Source organism: Paenibacillus sp. FSL A5-0031 (assembly GCF_001956295.1).
In the GTDB taxonomy this organism is placed as follows: domain Bacteria; phylum Bacillota; class Bacilli; order Paenibacillales; family Paenibacillaceae; genus Pristimantibacillus.
In genome coordinates this window covers 72,779-88,906 of sequence record NZ_MRTD01000023.1, presented here as the reverse complement: position 1 = coordinate 88,906, position 16,128 = coordinate 72,779, and the positions used below count along the sequence as shown (strand labels likewise).

Sequence of the window (16,128 nt, the reverse complement as noted above, 5' to 3'; positions counted from 1 at the left end):
CCCCTTGTAACATGAAAACTTAGCTGAAAATGGACCATACCGTAACAGCAGCGGGTGCAACCGCCAGCATAAACGGAAACTTTTTGCCTGATTCCGCCCATTGCAGCCACTGAAGCTTCCTATCCCCTGCCACTGTCACGACAAATGCGGTTACGTCAGCAGCCATTTTTTTCCCGAATGCACGATTTACAATGACAAGACACACGCCAATTGCACCAGCATATAAGATGGCATAAAACATCATCTGCAGCACCAACCATACTCCCACCCAAGCTCCCAATGCGCCAAACAGCTTTACGTCGCCAGCACCTATTCCTCGGGCAAGATGAAGCAGCAGCAAAGGAATAAATCCGGTTAAGGCGCCAACTGCTGCAATTGCAGCTCCTTCCAACCCGCTGATAGCAGTATGATATATAAATGCAGCGGAGAAAAAAGTCACGTTCAGCCAATTCGGTATAATTTGAGCCTTTAAATCCGTATAGAGAGCGATCACTAAAAACACTGCAACAACAGCTGTCACAATAAACTCCATGGCGACTCCCCTCCAAGGCGGCTAAGTCTTTTCTTACTTTTTATCGCTGCTCTTTTCAACGACAAAATGCATCGACACTTGATTGTTTTCCTTATTCACCTCTGAAGCTTTAAGCTCCCATGTGCCAGGAGTTGTATTTCCGGATACATGCCAGGTCCATTTGATATATCCATCTGCATCGGCAACTGCTTCACCAAGATGTTTCGCTTTACTTGATCCGCTTTTATAAGTAACACCCAAAGAAATCGCAGCACCCGGCAGCGTTTTCACTGTAACGGCAGCTTTCTTGCCAGGCCGGAGCGGATTTGGCTCAATGGAAACAATTTGAATCGGAATGTTTTCTTGATCATTTTTGTTTTCACCATATCTTGCTGGTGCGGCGTCACTTATCCAAACACGTTCGGAGGCTTGCTCTTTAAGGACAATCGGTTTACCGTAAAAAGGCAGCTTTAACGGAAAGTCATATTCCACCTCGATAGCTAAATACGGCTCATGCTCCTTATTTAGATCCGGAAGAGCTAGCCAGCTCAGCCTAATCTTCTGGGGATCAATAATGGCTGCATCAGAAAGTTCACTTATTAACGGCTGAATAACAGATCTGCCTATTTCAGTAGCAGCCATATTTTGAATCGGACGAAAATCTCCTCGCAATGTAGATGAAACCAAAGCTCCTGCGGGTGAAGGCAGCCATTCAGCCGCTTCTGCGGCAATCTCACTCCATGAAGACAAAGGAATTTTCCCTTTGGAAGGCAGCGGAACGACGGCTGATGCCTGCTGCCAGGCAAGTTCTACTGGATAGATATGTGCCGCCATTTGCCTTACGGTCTGAGAAGCAGCAGAATGCAGTGCCAACTGTACCGCACATAAACGAATGAGCATGACGAAGACTAGCAGCATAACTATAACCATAGGCATAACTAACGCAGCTTCTACGACTATTGAACCTTGTTCCTGCTTAAGGCGTCGACATTTAATAAGACCAGCCCATCGTTTGTGTCGTCTCATAACGGTTCCCTACAACCTTTCCTTCCAGAAGTCCGACTGCTCCCAGCGTCCGAATTAATCCGGGAATGAACCAAAGCTCCATCGAAACGGCTGCTTCACCTGTCACTCCGCTCGGGACTGCAGAGAGAATCGTCCCACTGTTTAGTTCGATGGCTGCAATCATCCGGGCCAGACTTGCCCCATCATCGGCACCATGCATCAGAATAAAAAGTCGTAAATAATCCGTATATGAAAGCTCTACTTTTATGTATTTGGAAAGTGGAGCAGTTCCTCGTTCAGAGAAAGCAAGCATATCCTCGATCGATTTCTCTAATCCATAAATAAGCGCAGCTGATAAGATAAGCAATGGATGGCCTAATGATTTGCTTTCAAGCAGCCCCTCCATCGTTCTCACAGCCAGTCGAGCCGCAAACAATTCACCATATGCAGCGGCTATATTCCCTACTGGATTGTTGAAGCCATAAATAATATATTCCGCTTCCTGATTATGAAATGAAATGGCATGTGACAACTCTGATATATCTCCTCCAGTCATCATCGAACGTAAATGCTGAGGAGCAAATGAAGTGAAGCGTTGAATAACGTATTCACCAAAGTATAATGAATCTCTCGTTTTCTCCAGCATCCCGGACATACCTGAGAACAATCCACCCATAAGCGTATTAGACTGCTCAGCTGCCATATGCGCATCACTTGCCTTCTCCATGTCGACAATCTCTGTTGCTTCATCAGGCTGCTCATTGAATAATAGGTTATCGTTATAACGCAGCTGGACCTGTTCGAACACCTTTTGATGTTCTTCCATTTGCGGGATACTTGTCAGTCCATGCAGCAAGCTGCGTGCCTGATTCCAGAGAGAACCAGCTTGCTCCTTTTGCTGTTTAAGCTGTTTCGATATCTGACCCTGATCGAGTGCTTTCTGTCGATCAACGATGACACTAGCAGGTCGAATATATTTCTGTTCATATGCCCCATAAGCAAGACGCAGGCTTGTTACGCTTTCAAGCAATGTATCAGCAGTTATGCTCTTAACCGGCTTAACTATAGCGGCAAGGCTGCTGGACTGATAAGCCCCTGCTTCCATATCGAGTGAAGCAGCAGACGAGCCCTGCGCCTCCACCTCCTGACGGTACTCTGTGAACCATCCATCCGTCTTTACAAGCTCATCCGCAGCTTTCCTTACCTGCTCAATGTCGGAAGCAGCATCAGCGGGAACCTGATGCTGTTCAGTATTTGCTGACTTATGCTTGGACACCGTATCATATCCACTATGCTGAGGCTGTTGATTGGCTTGTTGAACAATTCTCAGCATATCGTCATTTAATGCCCTTGCAGCTTCCAGCTCCTGTATTGCTTCTCCCTGAAGCTTCACATGCTGTCTATGTATGTCATCACTCACTTTGCGCAGCTCCATAGCAAAAGCTGTCACTTTCTCCTCGTATGCTTCTATTTCCGCTGTATTCAACTTTTTCTCCCCGGCAGTTAGCGATTGATTATATATAACTTTGGCCGCATATGAGCTGTATTCCCCTGCGATGCCCAGAGCAGAATTACCCTCTATTGCTACTACACCTGGCTGGACAGGAATTAACATAGAAAGACTGCTTCCACTTATCGTCGAAGCCATCTGCTTTTGCATTTGAAGTACATTCGCTAGATGAATTTCCCGTTTCTCATACAGCTTCCGCATGCTCTCCAGCAAACTTATTGCAATCGATGCCTCCTTCATTGCATCTGCCATTGGTATAAACCTTGCTGCGATATCCAATGTGAAATCTACTGGCGCCTTATACTTCATCTCTTCGAGCACCTGTCTTGAAAATACGTTATGGCTGCCTAGAAACGTCGCTGCATGCAGTGCGGCAGCATCTGACTTAGCGCGAACCAGCTTCATCCCTGATCGACCCAAGTCATCTGCTGTTTCTGTATTTGCCTTCATCATTTCCTCGAATATGATTTGACCGTCTGTACCACCACGGCCAAATAGACCATATCGCTTATAAAGAGCATCATCATAAGCAGAGAGTACAGATCTTACGCTTGACCTTACAGCATCCTCTGTTAACTTATGCAGAGCCGCAATTCGGGCATAATCAATAAGCAAAGAGAAAAACAAAAGCAGCGAGGATAAAACAATAACCGAAAACACGGTCACTGCCCCATTTTCTCGAAAGAAAAGCTTGCAAATAAACTGCCGATAACGATGCTTCGAATCTATTTTTATGCTCACTGCTGCCTTGCACCTCCATCGTTACCTTTCAAGCCTTTTCTGTTTCGCTACATTATGGCTTTGTCGCCTTCCCCTTACCTTTATAAGTATCCAGCACTTGACCGGCCTGAGACTTTGCTTGCCCCGCTCCTCCAGCCCGATTTGCAAACCTTGATGAATAATAACGTACGAGATCAACACTCCGAATAAACTCAGTTGGATCAACAACCGTGGAAGAGGCTGCACTTTTGGGTTCACGCTTCAACCAGCTTTTCTCAATGGATTCAGCCGATAAAGGCTCCTTCAGTTTGACTTTGATCACTCTTCTCAGAATGCTGCTTGAATAGCTGATTTCTCCTTCGTATGTTAGGCCTGCTTGTCCCAACCATCTAGCAGACTGCTCTATTTTCCGAATAGCTAAAGCATTCTTGTCTCCATCACCCGTCTTAGCAAGTGGGAGCACGACTTTCGCTGCATCATTTTCTCCTCTCAGTCCAAACAAGCTGCTGAGCACGCCATCCTCGCCAATACGCCAATATAAACCATCATAGCTTGGCTCATTGAGCATGCCGCTCCTTGCGTCTCGATTACTGTTATCCCAGCTGAAGGCCGCACGCTCTGCTGTTGAAGACGCTGCATAATAGACAATGACCTTCTCGTACATGTACATTCCAAACAAAATAAACAACAATATAAGCCCGAACAGCATTGGAAAAACGATCGTAGACTCCAGCGTAAAGCTGCCTTGCTCCTTCTTAAGCAAGCGAAGCAGCCGTGCATTTATTCGCAATCTGTTCAAAAGCCTCACCCGCTAACTAAAAATTTTGTCCGCCTCGTCATCTGCTTTGCCCATCAAACGTTCAATTAGCTCAATAATCCAGTCTTTAAACAACAATGCAATAATGATGACAACCGCAATAATCAAAATAATTTCGAGCGTCCCTAAACCATCTTCCTCTTTCCAAAATGAACGTAGCGATTGGCCTATTTTTCTCATCCTTCATCTTCCTCTCTAATTTAAGTTAAGACATGAGCAGTACTGCGGGTGCTGCTACCAAAATCATGAGTACTAGCAAAATACCTACAAGCGGAAATACAAGCTTTGAGGAGGCTTGCTCCCCACGCGATCTAGCGATTGCCTTGCGCTTCTCCCATAAAGTGTAAGAGAGCTCTCGCAATGCAAGAATAAAATGCTCTCCTCCGCGGCGATAATTTAATAAGAGCACCGTTGTAAAGATCGAAACCTCCTGCACCGCGCATCTTCTATTAAACCGCTCCATTACCGTACTGAACGATTGACCGTTGCGAAGCATAGATACCGTCTCTCCCCATTCCTTGTAAAGAGGATGCTGCACAGCCTCCTTTCCCTCCAAGCATCTTGCTAGCGCTTGCTGTACTGTCTCACCGGCGCCAACCAGCAGCATTAACTTGCTGAGCATAACGGGAAGCTCCATAATGATTTGTTGCTTTCGTTCCTCAACCTGCCGCTTTGCATCTACGAAAGGGCGTATCGTTAGCACGATGCCGAATACTCCCCCTATGACTAACAAGGTAGGCTCCTGTCCAAGTAAACTCATCCAAGCACAACCTGTTAAAGCAGCATATCCCATACCTAGAGCAGCAGTTGCTTCACCTTTTGTCCGCTCGATTGACCAGCTGCTATCCTTCAATAAGAGGAGCTTCATATGGTAGCTGCCCATAGGCAGATGCAGCGTATCAAAAAGCTTGAACCGTTCTAGCACATGCATAAATGGATTAATCAAACTTAGCTGCATAAGCTGCTGCCGCGTTTGGTCATTCGTTTGTTTTCTACCCATTAGCTGACGCCATATGGCATACAATGCTCCTTTTCCTGCCAAGTACACCCAAATCGCCGTTAAAGCAACCGGCGCAATTGCCGCGAGCATGCTTTGTCTCCTTTCGTCCTACATTCGGATACTCATCATCTTTGCCATCAACCAAAAGCAGAGAAGCAAAAGCAGCAGCGCTCCCGTCAATAGCAAATATCCGATTCCTCCATATAAAGGAGCCATATAGTCAGGTGCAGCTAGGCTTAAAAACGCTAAAAAAACAAAAGGCACCGCCATCATAATTCGACCTTCGAATTTTTTTTGAGCAACCATAACTGCAATTTCCTGCTCAATTTCAAGTTTCTCTCCAATGATGATCGAGGTTTGTTTCATCACTTCAAGCAAATCTCCTCCAGAGCGCTTGCAAGCAGCTAGTGCATCGACGAACTGAGTAATCTCATCAATTCCTGCACGATTAGCAAAGTTGCGCAGCGCGTATTCTAAGGGCTCGCCGTTATCTAGACGAAAGCGAATGATTTGAAACTCCAGCAGCAGCTCCGTTCGAGCATCAGGATAAATTAGCTTCAAATCATCGTGAGTAGATAAAAATGCATTTTCAAGAGAGCGTCCTGCTGCAAGCGAGGAGGTCAGTGAAAATAAAGCTTCTTTAAATTGCAGCTTCAGTCTCTCCTTGCGCTGTTCCAGAAGAAATTTACGTCTAATTCTAGGAGCGAGTATACCCAAACTTGCCGCTGCAAATGAAAGGAACACAGAATGATAAAATAAGAAGACAGCACCATAGAAAATCACAGCTGCGATTAAGGACGTAGCAATAAACTGGTTTCGATTAAGCGGGTATTGCTCATAATTGGTAAGGGTTCGGCCTGCTCTGAGGTTCGCTATCGTCGCATCGCTTTCCCAGCCGCACCATAAGAGCATTCTCTCTATCCGTCCCCCAAGTTGACGATGAAGGCTGCTGCTTTTATTCACGCCGCTTGAATTGTTCATATCGCCACTCCTTCGACCATTCTTTTCCCAGCAAGCGTCAATTTGTCCATTCTCATTACCGAATTCGCTGTACGTTTTAGCCCGCCAAGCACTCTGCCATTCCGCTCTCCCTCCTCCTCAAAAATAAACAGTGGATTAAGCAATATTTCTCCATCTTCAACGCCAATGACCTCGCATATCTCCGTCACTTTGCGGGTGCGATCACGGAATCTTGATAGATGGATAACAATATCGATGGCTGAGGCGATTTGCTGGCGAATAACGATCACAGGCAATTCTGCTGCACTTAGCACCATCGACTCCAGCCGAGCCATCATATCCTTCGCTCCATTACTATGGCCCGTTGACATGCTTCCGGCATGGCCGGTATTTAATGCCTGCAGCATATCAAGAGCCTCTCCTCCCCGCACCTCACCGACGATAATGCGATTAGGACGCATCCGAAGCGAGGCACGTATGAGGTCGCGAATCGTAATCTCCCCTTTCCCTTCCGTATTCGCATTGCGCGTTTCCATCGCCACTAAGTTAGGAATGGAGCGAATTTGCAGCTCAGCAGAATCCTCGATCGTAACAATCCGCTCATCCGGCTGGATAAACTGCGACAATGCATTTAAAAAAGTTGTCTTGCCTGTTCCTGTTCCGCCGCTTATAAACATATTGTATTGAGCCCCGACAAGCTCTTTCAAAAACGATGCCGCTTCCTGCGAGAGCGAGTGGAATGCTACTAGCTCCTCCATTGTTAGAGGCTGATCAGGAAACTTCCGAATGGTCATACATGGTCCTTTGAGCGCAACCGGCGGCAATACGACATGCACCCTAGATCCATCCTTAAGACGGGCGTCAACAATCGGCGTAGACTCGTTAACGACACGATTCACACTCGCAACAACGGTCTGGATTAGATCCTCGAGCCGTTCTCTGCTTTCAAAAGAAACCGGCAATAATGACATTCGCCCTCTTCGTTCCACAAATATTTCCGCATGATGATTAATCATAATTTCACTAATGGAGGCATCCTCCATTAGCGGCTGCAAAATATCAAGACCTCGAAACGAATGGAACAGCCTCCGTACAAGCTTCACTTTCTCGGTTGCGGTAAGAGGATGAAGATCGCACCATTCGAAAACGATCTCTTCTGCTATTCTCATCAGGCTTTCATCTGACAGCGATCCGCTAAAATCAATTTTGGCTCGTACCTTGTTGCGCAGCTCAAGCACCGTTTCATCGCTCAGCAATCAATCCGCCTCCTTCCAAATAAAGCTGCTTGAATAATTGGTCTGCAGCTGCTCGGTATAACGGCGATGACAGCAGAGCAACGTGGCTTGCTCCTCGCCATTCTGGAATTTCCGGCAGCCCCACCTTGGCGCATGCCATGCCATCAATCTCGTTATCAACGGTATGCTTCGGATTAACCACATGGTTTTTTACGCATTTGAATTTATTGGACAAAGAGCTAAAGCGATCACTCCACTTTTGCGCTCCATAACGCAGGGCCATTTTTTGTTTATCCCTCACAGACGGATTATCGCTTGCAACCCAAAGCACATGATTTGATCGTTCAAAAATAGCAAGGTGCAGCTCATCCAGACCGCCCTCCAAATCAACGACAATGAGATCATACTGCCCGCTTCGAGCAATCGTACTCACTATTACAGCCGCATCTTCCTCATTAAGCGTCAATCGATCTTCCAAATTGGTGCACGGGGCTAAATAATCACCCTTAAGCTGCGAATCCCGTTTTCGATGCTCCATAAGCCAATTGACCGACTGCTCCGGCTGTGCCTTGAGTCCATAAAGCAGTTCTGACAAACCCTCCTCTCTCACTTCTCCTTCACTGAGGTCATCTGTATATTGCTGGTTGCGCAGCCAAGCTTCAGAAGAGTTCCACCGCTCAAGGTTCAGATAAAAGGTACGACATTGATGCACACTTGCAGCATGTACCAAATGCAGCGCCAATACCGTCTTTCCCACTCCCCCCGATGCCGAATAAACAGATATAATATTCATGCCAGACGGCCTCTCATAAGCGCCTGACGAAGCGGCAGCATGTCCTATCGCTTGGGAATGAATCTCCGAAAAACGCTTTAGCAGCTGGGGAATGGGTTGATATTGCAAAAGCTCATGCTTCTCCTTGCTCTCTCCCAGCTGTAGCACTAGAGCAATTACAGGAATACCCGCTTGCTCTGCATCCATTTCTGCAAGCAGCTCAGGCTGAGCAGCCAATAAGTCAATCTTGTAGCCTTGCTTCACATAGAGCTTCCAAGAATCTGCGTGCGTGAACGCGATAATCTGCCATTGCTCGCCAAGCTTGCTGCCTTGCATATAATCAGCCAGCCGCTTCAAGTATTCCGGCTCCCTTACCGCCACAGCAAGTTGATATTTATTCAGCCTTTTCACCTTCCTTCCGCTTAGAATACACAAAAAAAGCACCGTAGAAGGCGCAGATATCTGCGTCCTTATACGGTGCTTCCGTGTTTGATCATTAACTTTGTTTAAAATTTACCATACCCATATTCCATTCGTCAACTAAGGAATTTTCTGCTGTTTATCTTATTTCTTTAACTTACAATTCCATTGACTATTGGAAAAAGTTTTTGATCTCGCGCTCTGCGCTTTCGATAGAGTCAGATCCATGAATAATATTGCTAGCTACATCGATTGCAAAGTCTCCACGGATTGTACCTGCAAGGGCTTCAGATGGATTCGTTGCGCCAATAAGACTCCTTGCGTTTTTAATAGCGTCTTTGCCTTCCCATATCATAGCAAATACAGGCCCCGAAACGATAAAATCGACCAACTCGTCAAAAAACACCTTTGAGCGCAAATGCTCATAATGTGTCTCGGCTTGCTCTCTTGAAAGGCGCATTACCCTTGCATCTACTAGTTTAAAGCCCTTCTCTTCAAATCGAGCAACAATACGACCTACTAAACCACGCGCGTAACCATCTGGCTTTACCATTACAAACGTTTTATCCATGTTGAATCCCCCTTTGTCTCTATCGGTATAGCCATTTATTTGTTAAGCCATTCAGTAATAATACCTGCAGTCTCTTCAATAGCACGATTTGTAACATCTATAACAGGACAATTCAATGATTTCATGACGGACTCTGCATAATCAAGCTCTTCTTGAATGCGCTCGGTTGTCGCATACTGCGCAGATGCCGGAAGTCCCAGCGTCTTAAGCCGTTCAGAGCGGATCTCCAGAAGATGCTCAGCTTGCATCGTTAAACCTATAATGAGCCTGCCAGGTGCAGGCTTCAATTCTTCGGGAGGATTAACCTCGGGCATTAGCGGCAGGTTAGCCGTCTTAATTCCTTTATGGGACAAAAAGATGCTCAGCGGCGTCTTCGACGTTCGAGATACGCCAATCAGGACGACCTGTGCTTGTACAAAACCTCGAGCATCCTTGCCGTCATCATATTTCACAGCGAACTCAATAGCATCCATTCGGCGATGGTAAGCATCGTCAATGGAGTGCAGCAGCCCCGGCTCACGCTTCGGGAAACTCCCAAACGTATCAACGTATGCTTGCATCATCGGTCCCATGACATCAACGGCTCTAACTCCAGCTCTAAAAGCCTCTTCTTTCATTTGCTCCCGAAGCTCCGGCTGGACGAGCGTGTAGCTTATAAAACCGCCAGTACTAGCGGCCTCAGCCACGATGCGAATAATTTCATCCTCGGATTTAATATGGCCGTAACGCTTTATTTTCACTTGTTCTGAGGAGAATTGGCGTAAAGTCGCCTTTGCAACTGCTTCCGCCGTTTCTCCAACAGCATCGGAGCATACATAAATGATCTGCTGTTTCATAACTCTGGCTCCCCCAATTTCCCATCCATCGCGATGTCCGCCATAAGACGTATAATGTTCGACTTCGATACCCAGCCAGTAACCTCTGGATCAGTCACCTGATCCTCGCGCGGAATGATAACTGGTAAACAATCTACTTGATGAAGCGACATTTTGCGAATCGCTTCCATCACAGATTCGTCGGGCATTAGCGTCACAATATTAGGATAACGGGTCATCACCATACTGATAGGAATAGATGCAGCACCAGCGTTGCCAAGCGTTATTTTCAGCAAATCCTTCGGTGTTACGATTCCAACAAACCGTTTCTGCTCATTAACGATCAGAAGAGTATCTGCATTTTCAGTAAATAACGTAATAACAGCGTCATGCACGGACAACGAGTCCGGAACATTAACGGGAACACCTTGTACTTCTCTCACCTTCATATTGTTCAATTGCTGCAAAGGCTCGCTGCTTGAGCGATAGGTGTTGCCTAAGAAATAACCTACTTTAGGCTTCGCATCAAGCAATCCAAGCATGACGAGAAGCGATAAGTCCGAGCGCAGTGTGGGCCTGCTGACACCTAGAGATTCTGCCAACTGCTCACCGGTAATCGGCGCATGCCTCTTCACAAGCTCAAGAAGCTCCAATTGCCGCGAAGATAATTGAATCGTACTCTCCCCCGTCCTCTATATGAGTCATACTTGTATTATATAGTACTATTATTTAAAAATAATATATCATATTAACAAATAATGTACAATATATGATCGTACTACTCTTTAAAAATAACTTTATATAACGCCTGTGTGCCGCTATTTTCTTCACCAAGTGAAATAAGTTGCTCATATAAAGATCGTGCTAATGCTAGTCCTGGCAAAGGAAGACCCATCTCATCAGCTGACTCGATGGCGATTTTAATATCTTTTACGAAATGTTTTACGTAAAAGCCAGGAGCAAAATCTCCGTTGATAATGCGAGGTCCTAAATTGGATAAGGACCAGCTTCCCGCAGCGCCGGCTTCAATGCTTTTCAATACTTTGCTAGGCTCGAGTCCCGCTTTTTTGGCATAGGCAAGAGCTTCGCTCACGCCAATCATATTGGATGCAATCGCGATTTGATTACACATCTTTGTGAATTGACCCGCTCCTGCCTCACCTTGATGAACGATGTTTTTACCTATGAGCATAAACAATGGCAATATCGCATTATAGGCTTGCTCCGAGCCTCCGACCATGATTGACAGTCTAGCCTCCCTCGCACCTACATCGCCGCCGGAGACTGGGGCATCCAGCGCCATAAGTCCTCTGTTGCCAGCCTCTGCCTCAATTCGTTTAGCAAGAGCAGGACTTGAGGTAGTCATATCAATAAGCACCGCATTGGACCTAGCATTTTGCAATAAACCATCCGCTCCAAAATAAACCTCTTCCACGTCGGCCGGATAACCTAACATCGTAATAATAATATCCGATTGCTCCGCAACCAACTTCGGCGAATCCTGCCAAACAGCGCCCTTTGATACCAAGAGGTCTGCTCTTGATTTCGTTCGGTTAAACACATTCACTTCATATCCGTGATAAAGCAAATGGCCCGCCATGCTTGCGCCCATAATACCCGTTCCAATAAATCCGACAACTTTTTTGTTTGCTTGCTCTTTCAATTCCATTCCGCCTCTCTGTGTTTCTCAATAGTCGAACATAATCTTATTATAATATAATCTGCCTTGCTTCCCGCAAATCAAAGAAATGCACTCCTGTTTTTGCAGAGTTTTTTGCAGTAGCTAGAATACTATCCATCCCAATTCCATATAAAAAAGCCGTAGACCAATGGTTTCCCATGCCTACGGCTAATGCTACTGCTACAAATGCCCCTCTGAAGAAGCGCTTTACTTGTTTGTCATTTCGATAAACTGATCTACATCAACAGCTGTCAATGCAACCGCCTCGCGCCAGAAGTCCATCTCTTCCACATTTACGCCAAGATGCTCTTTAGCAAGCTGCTCTACGGTCATGCGGCCAGTGTCACGAAGCAATGCAACATACTTGTCTTTGAAATCTGAACCTTCCTTCAGTGCCCTTGCATAAATACCCGCGCTGAATAGATAGCCGAATGTATAAGGGAAGTTGTAGAAAGGAACATCCGTTAAGTAAAAATGCAGCTTCGATGCCCAGAAATGAGGATGCACCTCACCTAGCGTATCGCAATAAGCTTCCCGCTGCGCATCTTCCATTAAGGAATTAAGCTCTTCAACGGATACTAAACCTTCGCTGCGACGCGCATAGAAACGAGTTTCGAATAAAAAGCGTGCATGAATGTTCATAAAAAATGCAACAGACCGCTGAATTTTATCTTCAAGCAATCCAAGCTTCTCCTCGTCCTCCGTTGCTGTTTTAAGTGCTTGATCCGAAACGATCAGCTCCGCAAACGTCGAAGCGGTCTCAGCTACATTCATCGCGTATTCTTGCGACAACGCTGGCAGATCGTTCATGACATGCTGGTGGTAAGCATGACCCAGCTCATGCGCAAGCGTCGAGATATTCGAAGCCGTACCTGAATATGTCATAAATACACGAGTTTGACCGCTCTTTGGAAAAGCGGTGCAGAAGCCGCCTGGACGCTTCCCTGGACGATCCTCAGCCTCAATCCAGCCATCTTTGAAGGCAAGCTCCGAGAATTCCGCAAGATCGGGACTAAACGTCTTGAACTGCTCGATAATAAAAGCTGCTGCTTCGTCATAAGGAATTGTTTTTGTCGCAGCTCCGATTGGCGCTTCTACATCATGCCAGTCCAGCTTCTCCACACCGAGCAGCTTCGCTTTACGATCTAAATAACGAACGAGTACATGTTTGCTTTCTTGGATTGCAGACCACATTGCTTGCAGTGTAGCTTCGCTCATCCGGTTCATTTGCAGCGGCTCCTGCAGCACCGAATCCCAGCCGCGCTTGTCGTACAGCTTTAAACGAAAGCCTGAAATCCGGTTTAACGTCTCTGCACATAAATCCGCCTGCTCTGCCCATTCCCGCTCCCACTCTGTGAATGCAGCCTTCCGAACATCTCGGTCTCCATCGGATAAACGGTTATGCATTTGACCAGCGGATAAAACTTTTTTCTCCCCATCTTTTCCTACATCGTTAAATTTCGCTCTGGATACAATGACGTTATAATAATCGCCCCAGCCATGGTAACCGTCTACCGCTAAATCTCCAGCCAGCGCTTCCAGCTCAGGAGCCATTTTTTGCTTCGCAAGCTCGCGGCGTTCAGTCAAGCTAAATGCTACCTCAGCGAGCTGTGGGTGCGTAAGCAGCTTTTCCCACTCACTATCATCAAGACCTCGCAGTACGTTGTCAAAGCGTGTAAGCACCCCTAGAAACTTCGCAGCAAGCGTCTTTACGCGATCGCTTTGTGAGTTCGCGGCTGTGTCCCGCATATTCTGAGCGAGCAAGCAAGAAACAAACGACTCTGTTTCACGCAGCCTAATGATGATGCTTTGCAGAAGCTCCGTCATCGTCGCAATTTCAGAAGCTCCAATGCTTGCTTCCGTTAAAAGTGCGGCATCGAGCTTCTCAATGTCCTCACCCATGCCCTTCAGCTCCTGCAAGAACGCTGCTGAGCTTGAGCCACCTTCATAAAAAACTTCCAAATCCCAGCTTTGCGGATATCCCTTATTCATTGATCTCATCCTCTCTTCCATAAAAAAAGCCAAGATGCGGCCGCGTTTTTATTTGCGCAAACCTTCTCGGCAGTGTATAACTTAATTATATCCAGATTGGAGGAATTACACCATGTCTAAACCGTTGCAGATTTCTGCTGATACAGCTGTTAAGCTTTCCGAGCAGCTTGGCGTCCCAATAGAGCACTTAATGCATATGCCGCGCCATATATTATTGCAAAAGCTCGCCGAGCTTGCTAAGCCTAACGCTGCACCTGAGAGCGAAAACAAATCATGATTCCGTTCGAAAAAGCCTGGCCTTATGACATTATTATGGGCGACCTTTATGTATCGAGCTGTCCCTTCTGCCATGCAGAAAACGTGCTGCTTCCAGTAAAACCAGAAGAGCTCCAAGACATACAGGATGGTACGAAACGATTGCTCGTTTTCCCTTGCTGCCATAATAAAGTGACTATTGTTGATGCAGACCGCGATTATTTGCTGACTAACCGTGTTCTAAAAAAGGCGCTCCGCTAAGCGGAAGAAGAGACCGACTGCTTCAATAAATCTGTTCCGTCGTCAGGAGAAGGGTTGCCGGATGCATGTTTCGATCTGGCTTCCATCTCCTCGCGTATAAGCTGCCACTGTTCGCGGCTCGCACGAATCATTGCTGCATCCACAATTTTTTTATCATTCACCACGCGGGAAAACCAACGTACAGCATCGTTTAATTGTCCGATACGACGATTCAGCTCCCCTATTAAAAACATTAGCTTCGCATTGTTAAGCGCAACACCTTCTGCCTCATATACACGAATATAGGCTTGAAGTGCAAACGTAAGAAACCGTTTCTCGTCTTTCTGATTGTCTTCATAACGATACAGCCAAGCAATGTGATGCAAAATACCAGCAAGCACGCGATCCTTCTCGTCAATGGCTTGGGCTGATAAAAGCGCTAGCTTGTAGCTGGCCATCGCCTTCTTCAGATCGCGCTCCCCGCCATAATCTTGATTATTCCAATGCATTCCGATTTCATCATGATATTTCTTTTTTTGCCGATCATTCAACCGCTCCATCCCGTTCTCAGTTGAGGCAAAGCCGCAATTAGGACAAACCCGTACAACATAAAAATCAGGGTTTACGTCCGTTTTATAATATCCGCAAAAGTCAGAGTCCATTCTAGCTGCTCTTTTGAAGCTCGGTCTAACGCGCGAAGTCATAAAAGTCTTTTCACAGCAAATGCATATGATTTTGGATAGGTAGAGCGGTTCCATACAATCACGTCTCCTCTTCAGATGTGTTTACAAAGTGGTGTGCAGGTCCGGATAGTCTGTTGATAACGATCTCTTGCAGCTCGTCATTTATGCCTACCTCTTGCAATGCTCTTTGCATGCAGTCAAGCCATGCGCCAGCATGTTCAGGGGTTATTGGAAAATGCATATGTCTTGCTCTCATCATTGGATGTCCATATTCATCAGAATATAATGAAGGCCCGCCAAAAAATTGCGTCAAAAATAAATATTGTTTTTCTATAACAGGATCAATATCTTGCGGGAACAAAGGCCCAATTAACGGATGGGCTTGTACCTTAGGATAAAAAGAGTTAACAATCAGCCTTAAAGTCTCAGATCCGCCTAAAGCCTCATAAAGGCTTATATTCCTATTCATCGTCAAAATCATCTCCATTGTGTAGGTATTTAGTATTATATCACAAATAAAAGTACGGACTTAACAAAAAAAAGCCCGCGGGATGCTTATCCGGGGCTCATCATATAGTGCGTATTACCCATCAACCTTCATAGTCCTCTTCCCCTGGTGCTGTAAGAGATTCTCGAATGACATAGACGAAAGCACAGACCAAGATGCCAGCGATTATACTCATACCCATCACTCCAACCGTTTCAAAGGTAATTCCATTGTACCATAAAAAAAACAGGAATCCAGCGTTTTGCAAGCGTTTTCTTTGTCAAACTTATTTATTTTTAAAGCATATCCAGTGATGGATATCCTTATTCCTACATATACGTTTAGGAGGGGTTGTACAGCATCTTATGGCATCTGCTCAGCTCCCTTTCTAATTATTTGAGGAGGCGGTCTATCTGCTGCGAACGATCATTCATCCCTTATCTATAACCGCGCT

18 protein-coding genes are annotated in these 16,128 nt (G+C 46.0%); 2 read left to right on the top strand and 16 right to left on the bottom strand.

The window, feature by feature from the left end; all coding sequences use genetic code 11:
• Positions 1–19 precede the first annotated feature (19 nt).
• The 14 genes from BK120_RS29310 to BK120_RS29250 all read right to left on the bottom strand — a co-directional run bounded on the left by BK120_RS29310 (position 20) and on the right by BK120_RS29250 (position 14,009).
• Positions 20–532, bottom strand: a complete 513-nt coding sequence (locus BK120_RS29310) for an A24 family peptidase (protein ID WP_076271038.1) — start codon at positions 530–532, stop codon at positions 20–22.
• Positions 533–565: 33 nt separating this feature from the next.
• Positions 566–1,447 carry a hypothetical protein gene (locus BK120_RS29305; RefSeq protein ID WP_076271037.1) on the bottom strand — a complete coding sequence of 294 codons (882 nt, stop codon included), beginning with the start codon at positions 1,445–1,447 and terminating at the stop codon, positions 566–568.
• Between the two features lie 55 nt (positions 1,448–1,502).
• Complete coding sequence (locus BK120_RS29300) at positions 1,503–3,767, bottom strand: hypothetical protein (RefSeq protein WP_076271036.1); 2,265 nt, start codon at positions 3,765–3,767, stop codon at positions 1,503–1,505.
• Between the two features lie 52 nt (positions 3,768–3,819).
• Entirely contained in the window at positions 3,820–4,545 is a 726-nt protein-coding gene (locus BK120_RS29295; RefSeq protein WP_076271035.1) for a TadE/TadG family type IV pilus assembly protein, read from the bottom strand.
• Between the two features lie 12 nt (positions 4,546–4,557).
• Entirely contained in the window at positions 4,558–4,743 is a 186-nt protein-coding gene (locus tag BK120_RS29290; RefSeq protein WP_076271034.1) for a Flp1 family type IVb pilin, read from the bottom strand.
• 25 nt (positions 4,744–4,768) lie between these two features.
• A complete protein-coding gene (locus BK120_RS29285) occupies positions 4,769–5,653 on the bottom strand; it encodes a type II secretion system F family protein (RefSeq protein WP_076271033.1) in 885 nt (294 codons plus the stop codon).
• 18 nt (positions 5,654–5,671) lie between these two features.
• Positions 5,672–6,544 carry a type II secretion system F family protein gene (locus BK120_RS29280; RefSeq protein ID WP_083682604.1) on the bottom strand — a complete coding sequence of 291 codons (873 nt, stop codon included), beginning with the start codon at positions 6,542–6,544 and terminating at the stop codon, positions 5,672–5,674.
• A complete protein-coding gene (locus BK120_RS29275) occupies positions 6,541–7,776 on the bottom strand; it encodes a TadA family conjugal transfer-associated ATPase (RefSeq protein WP_076271064.1) in 1,236 nt (411 codons plus the stop codon). Before BK120_RS29275 ends, BK120_RS29280 begins: the two co-directional genes overlap by 4 nt.
• Entirely contained in the window at positions 7,766–8,941 is a 1,176-nt protein-coding gene (locus tag BK120_RS34715; RefSeq protein ID WP_083682602.1) for a P-loop NTPase family protein, read from the bottom strand. The genes BK120_RS29275 and BK120_RS34715 overlap by 11 nt, the downstream gene beginning before the upstream one ends.
• 181 nt (positions 8,942–9,122) lie before the next feature.
• Entirely contained in the window at positions 9,123–9,521 is a 399-nt protein-coding gene (ndk, locus tag BK120_RS29270) for a nucleoside-diphosphate kinase (protein ID WP_076271032.1), read from the bottom strand.
• Positions 9,522–9,556: 35 nt separating this feature from the next.
• Positions 9,557–10,357 (bottom strand): pyruvate, water dikinase regulatory protein, encoded by an 801-nt coding sequence (locus BK120_RS29265; RefSeq protein WP_076271031.1) that lies wholly within the window; start codon positions 10,355–10,357, stop codon positions 9,557–9,559.
• The gene (locus BK120_RS29260; protein ID WP_076271030.1) at positions 10,354–10,989 is read right to left on the bottom strand and encodes a CBS domain-containing protein; all 636 of its coding nucleotides are present in this window, start codon (positions 10,987–10,989) and stop codon (positions 10,354–10,356) included. The genes BK120_RS29265 and BK120_RS29260 overlap by 4 nt, the downstream gene beginning before the upstream one ends.
• A gap of 125 nt (positions 10,990–11,114) precedes the next feature.
• A complete protein-coding gene (locus BK120_RS29255) occupies positions 11,115–12,005 on the bottom strand; it encodes an NAD(P)-dependent oxidoreductase (RefSeq protein ID WP_076271029.1) in 891 nt (296 codons plus the stop codon).
• A gap of 219 nt (positions 12,006–12,224) precedes the next feature.
• On the bottom strand, positions 12,225–14,009 hold the full coding sequence (locus BK120_RS29250) for a M3 family oligoendopeptidase (protein WP_076271028.1): 1,785 nt from the start codon (positions 14,007–14,009) through the stop codon (positions 12,225–12,227).
• Between the two features lie 112 nt (positions 14,010–14,121).
• Here BK120_RS29250 and BK120_RS29245 point away from each other — a divergent pair, with 112 nt between their 5' ends.
• On the top strand, positions 14,122–14,286 hold the full coding sequence (locus BK120_RS29245) for a YycC family protein (protein WP_076271027.1): 165 nt from the start codon (positions 14,122–14,124) through the stop codon (positions 14,284–14,286).
• Positions 14,283–14,525, top strand: coding sequence for a hypothetical protein (locus BK120_RS29240; RefSeq protein WP_076271026.1), 243 nt, complete (start codon positions 14,283–14,285; stop codon positions 14,523–14,525). The genes BK120_RS29245 and BK120_RS29240 overlap by 4 nt, the downstream gene beginning before the upstream one ends.
• On the opposite strand, the gene BK120_RS29235 is transcribed toward BK120_RS29240, so the two are convergent.
• Both BK120_RS29235 and BK120_RS29230 read right to left on the bottom strand, forming a co-directional pair.
• A complete protein-coding gene (locus tag BK120_RS29235; protein ID WP_076271025.1) occupies positions 14,522–15,262 on the bottom strand; it encodes a DUF2225 domain-containing protein in 741 nt (246 codons plus the stop codon). The genes BK120_RS29240 and BK120_RS29235 overlap by 4 nt on opposite strands.
• A 4-nt stretch (positions 15,263–15,266) precedes the next feature.
• On the bottom strand, positions 15,267–15,656 hold the full coding sequence (locus tag BK120_RS29230) for a globin domain-containing protein (RefSeq protein WP_076271024.1): 390 nt from the start codon (positions 15,654–15,656) through the stop codon (positions 15,267–15,269).
• Between the last annotated feature and the right edge of the window lie 472 nt (positions 15,657–16,128).

What these genes read in the sequence shown, in the direction of transcription:
- BK120_RS29235 (WP_076271025.1), bottom strand. Translation starts at nt 15,262, where the DNA reads ATGGAACCGCTCTACCTATCCAAAATCATATGCATTTGCTGTGAAAAG.
- BK120_RS29285 (WP_076271033.1), bottom strand. Translation starts at nt 5,653, where the DNA reads ATGCTCGCGGCAATTGCGCCGGTTGCTTTAACGGCGATTTGGGTGTAC.
- BK120_RS29240 (WP_076271026.1), top strand. Translation starts at nt 14,283, where the DNA reads ATGATTCCGTTCGAAAAAGCCTGGCCTTATGACATTATTATGGGCGAC.
- BK120_RS29245 (WP_076271027.1), top strand. Translation starts at nt 14,122, where the DNA reads ATGTCTAAACCGTTGCAGATTTCTGCTGATACAGCTGTTAAGCTTTCC.
- BK120_RS29230 (WP_076271024.1), bottom strand. Translation starts at nt 15,656, where the DNA reads ATGAATAGGAATATAAGCCTTTATGAGGCTTTAGGCGGATCTGAGACT.
- BK120_RS29255 (WP_076271029.1), bottom strand. Translation starts at nt 12,005, where the DNA reads ATGGAATTGAAAGAGCAAGCAAACAAAAAAGTTGTCGGATTTATTGGA.
- ndk (WP_076271032.1), bottom strand. Translation starts at nt 9,521, where the DNA reads ATGGATAAAACGTTTGTAATGGTAAAGCCAGATGGTTACGCGCGTGGT.
- BK120_RS29305 (WP_076271037.1), bottom strand. Translation starts at nt 1,447, where the DNA reads ATGCCTATGGTTATAGTTATGCTGCTAGTCTTCGTCATGCTCATTCGT.
- BK120_RS29265 (WP_076271031.1), bottom strand. Translation starts at nt 10,357, where the DNA reads ATGAAACAGCAGATCATTTATGTATGCTCCGATGCTGTTGGAGAAACG.
- BK120_RS29280 (WP_083682604.1), bottom strand. Translation starts at nt 6,544, where the DNA reads ATGAACAATTCAAGCGGCGTGAATAAAAGCAGCAGCCTTCATCGTCAA.
- BK120_RS29250 (WP_076271028.1), bottom strand. Translation starts at nt 14,009, where the DNA reads ATGAATAAGGGATATCCGCAAAGCTGGGATTTGGAAGTTTTTTATGAA.
- BK120_RS29290 (WP_076271034.1), bottom strand. Translation starts at nt 4,743, where the DNA reads ATGAGAAAAATAGGCCAATCGCTACGTTCATTTTGGAAAGAGGAAGAT.
- BK120_RS29310 (WP_076271038.1), bottom strand. Translation starts at nt 532, where the DNA reads ATGGAGTTTATTGTGACAGCTGTTGTTGCAGTGTTTTTAGTGATCGCT.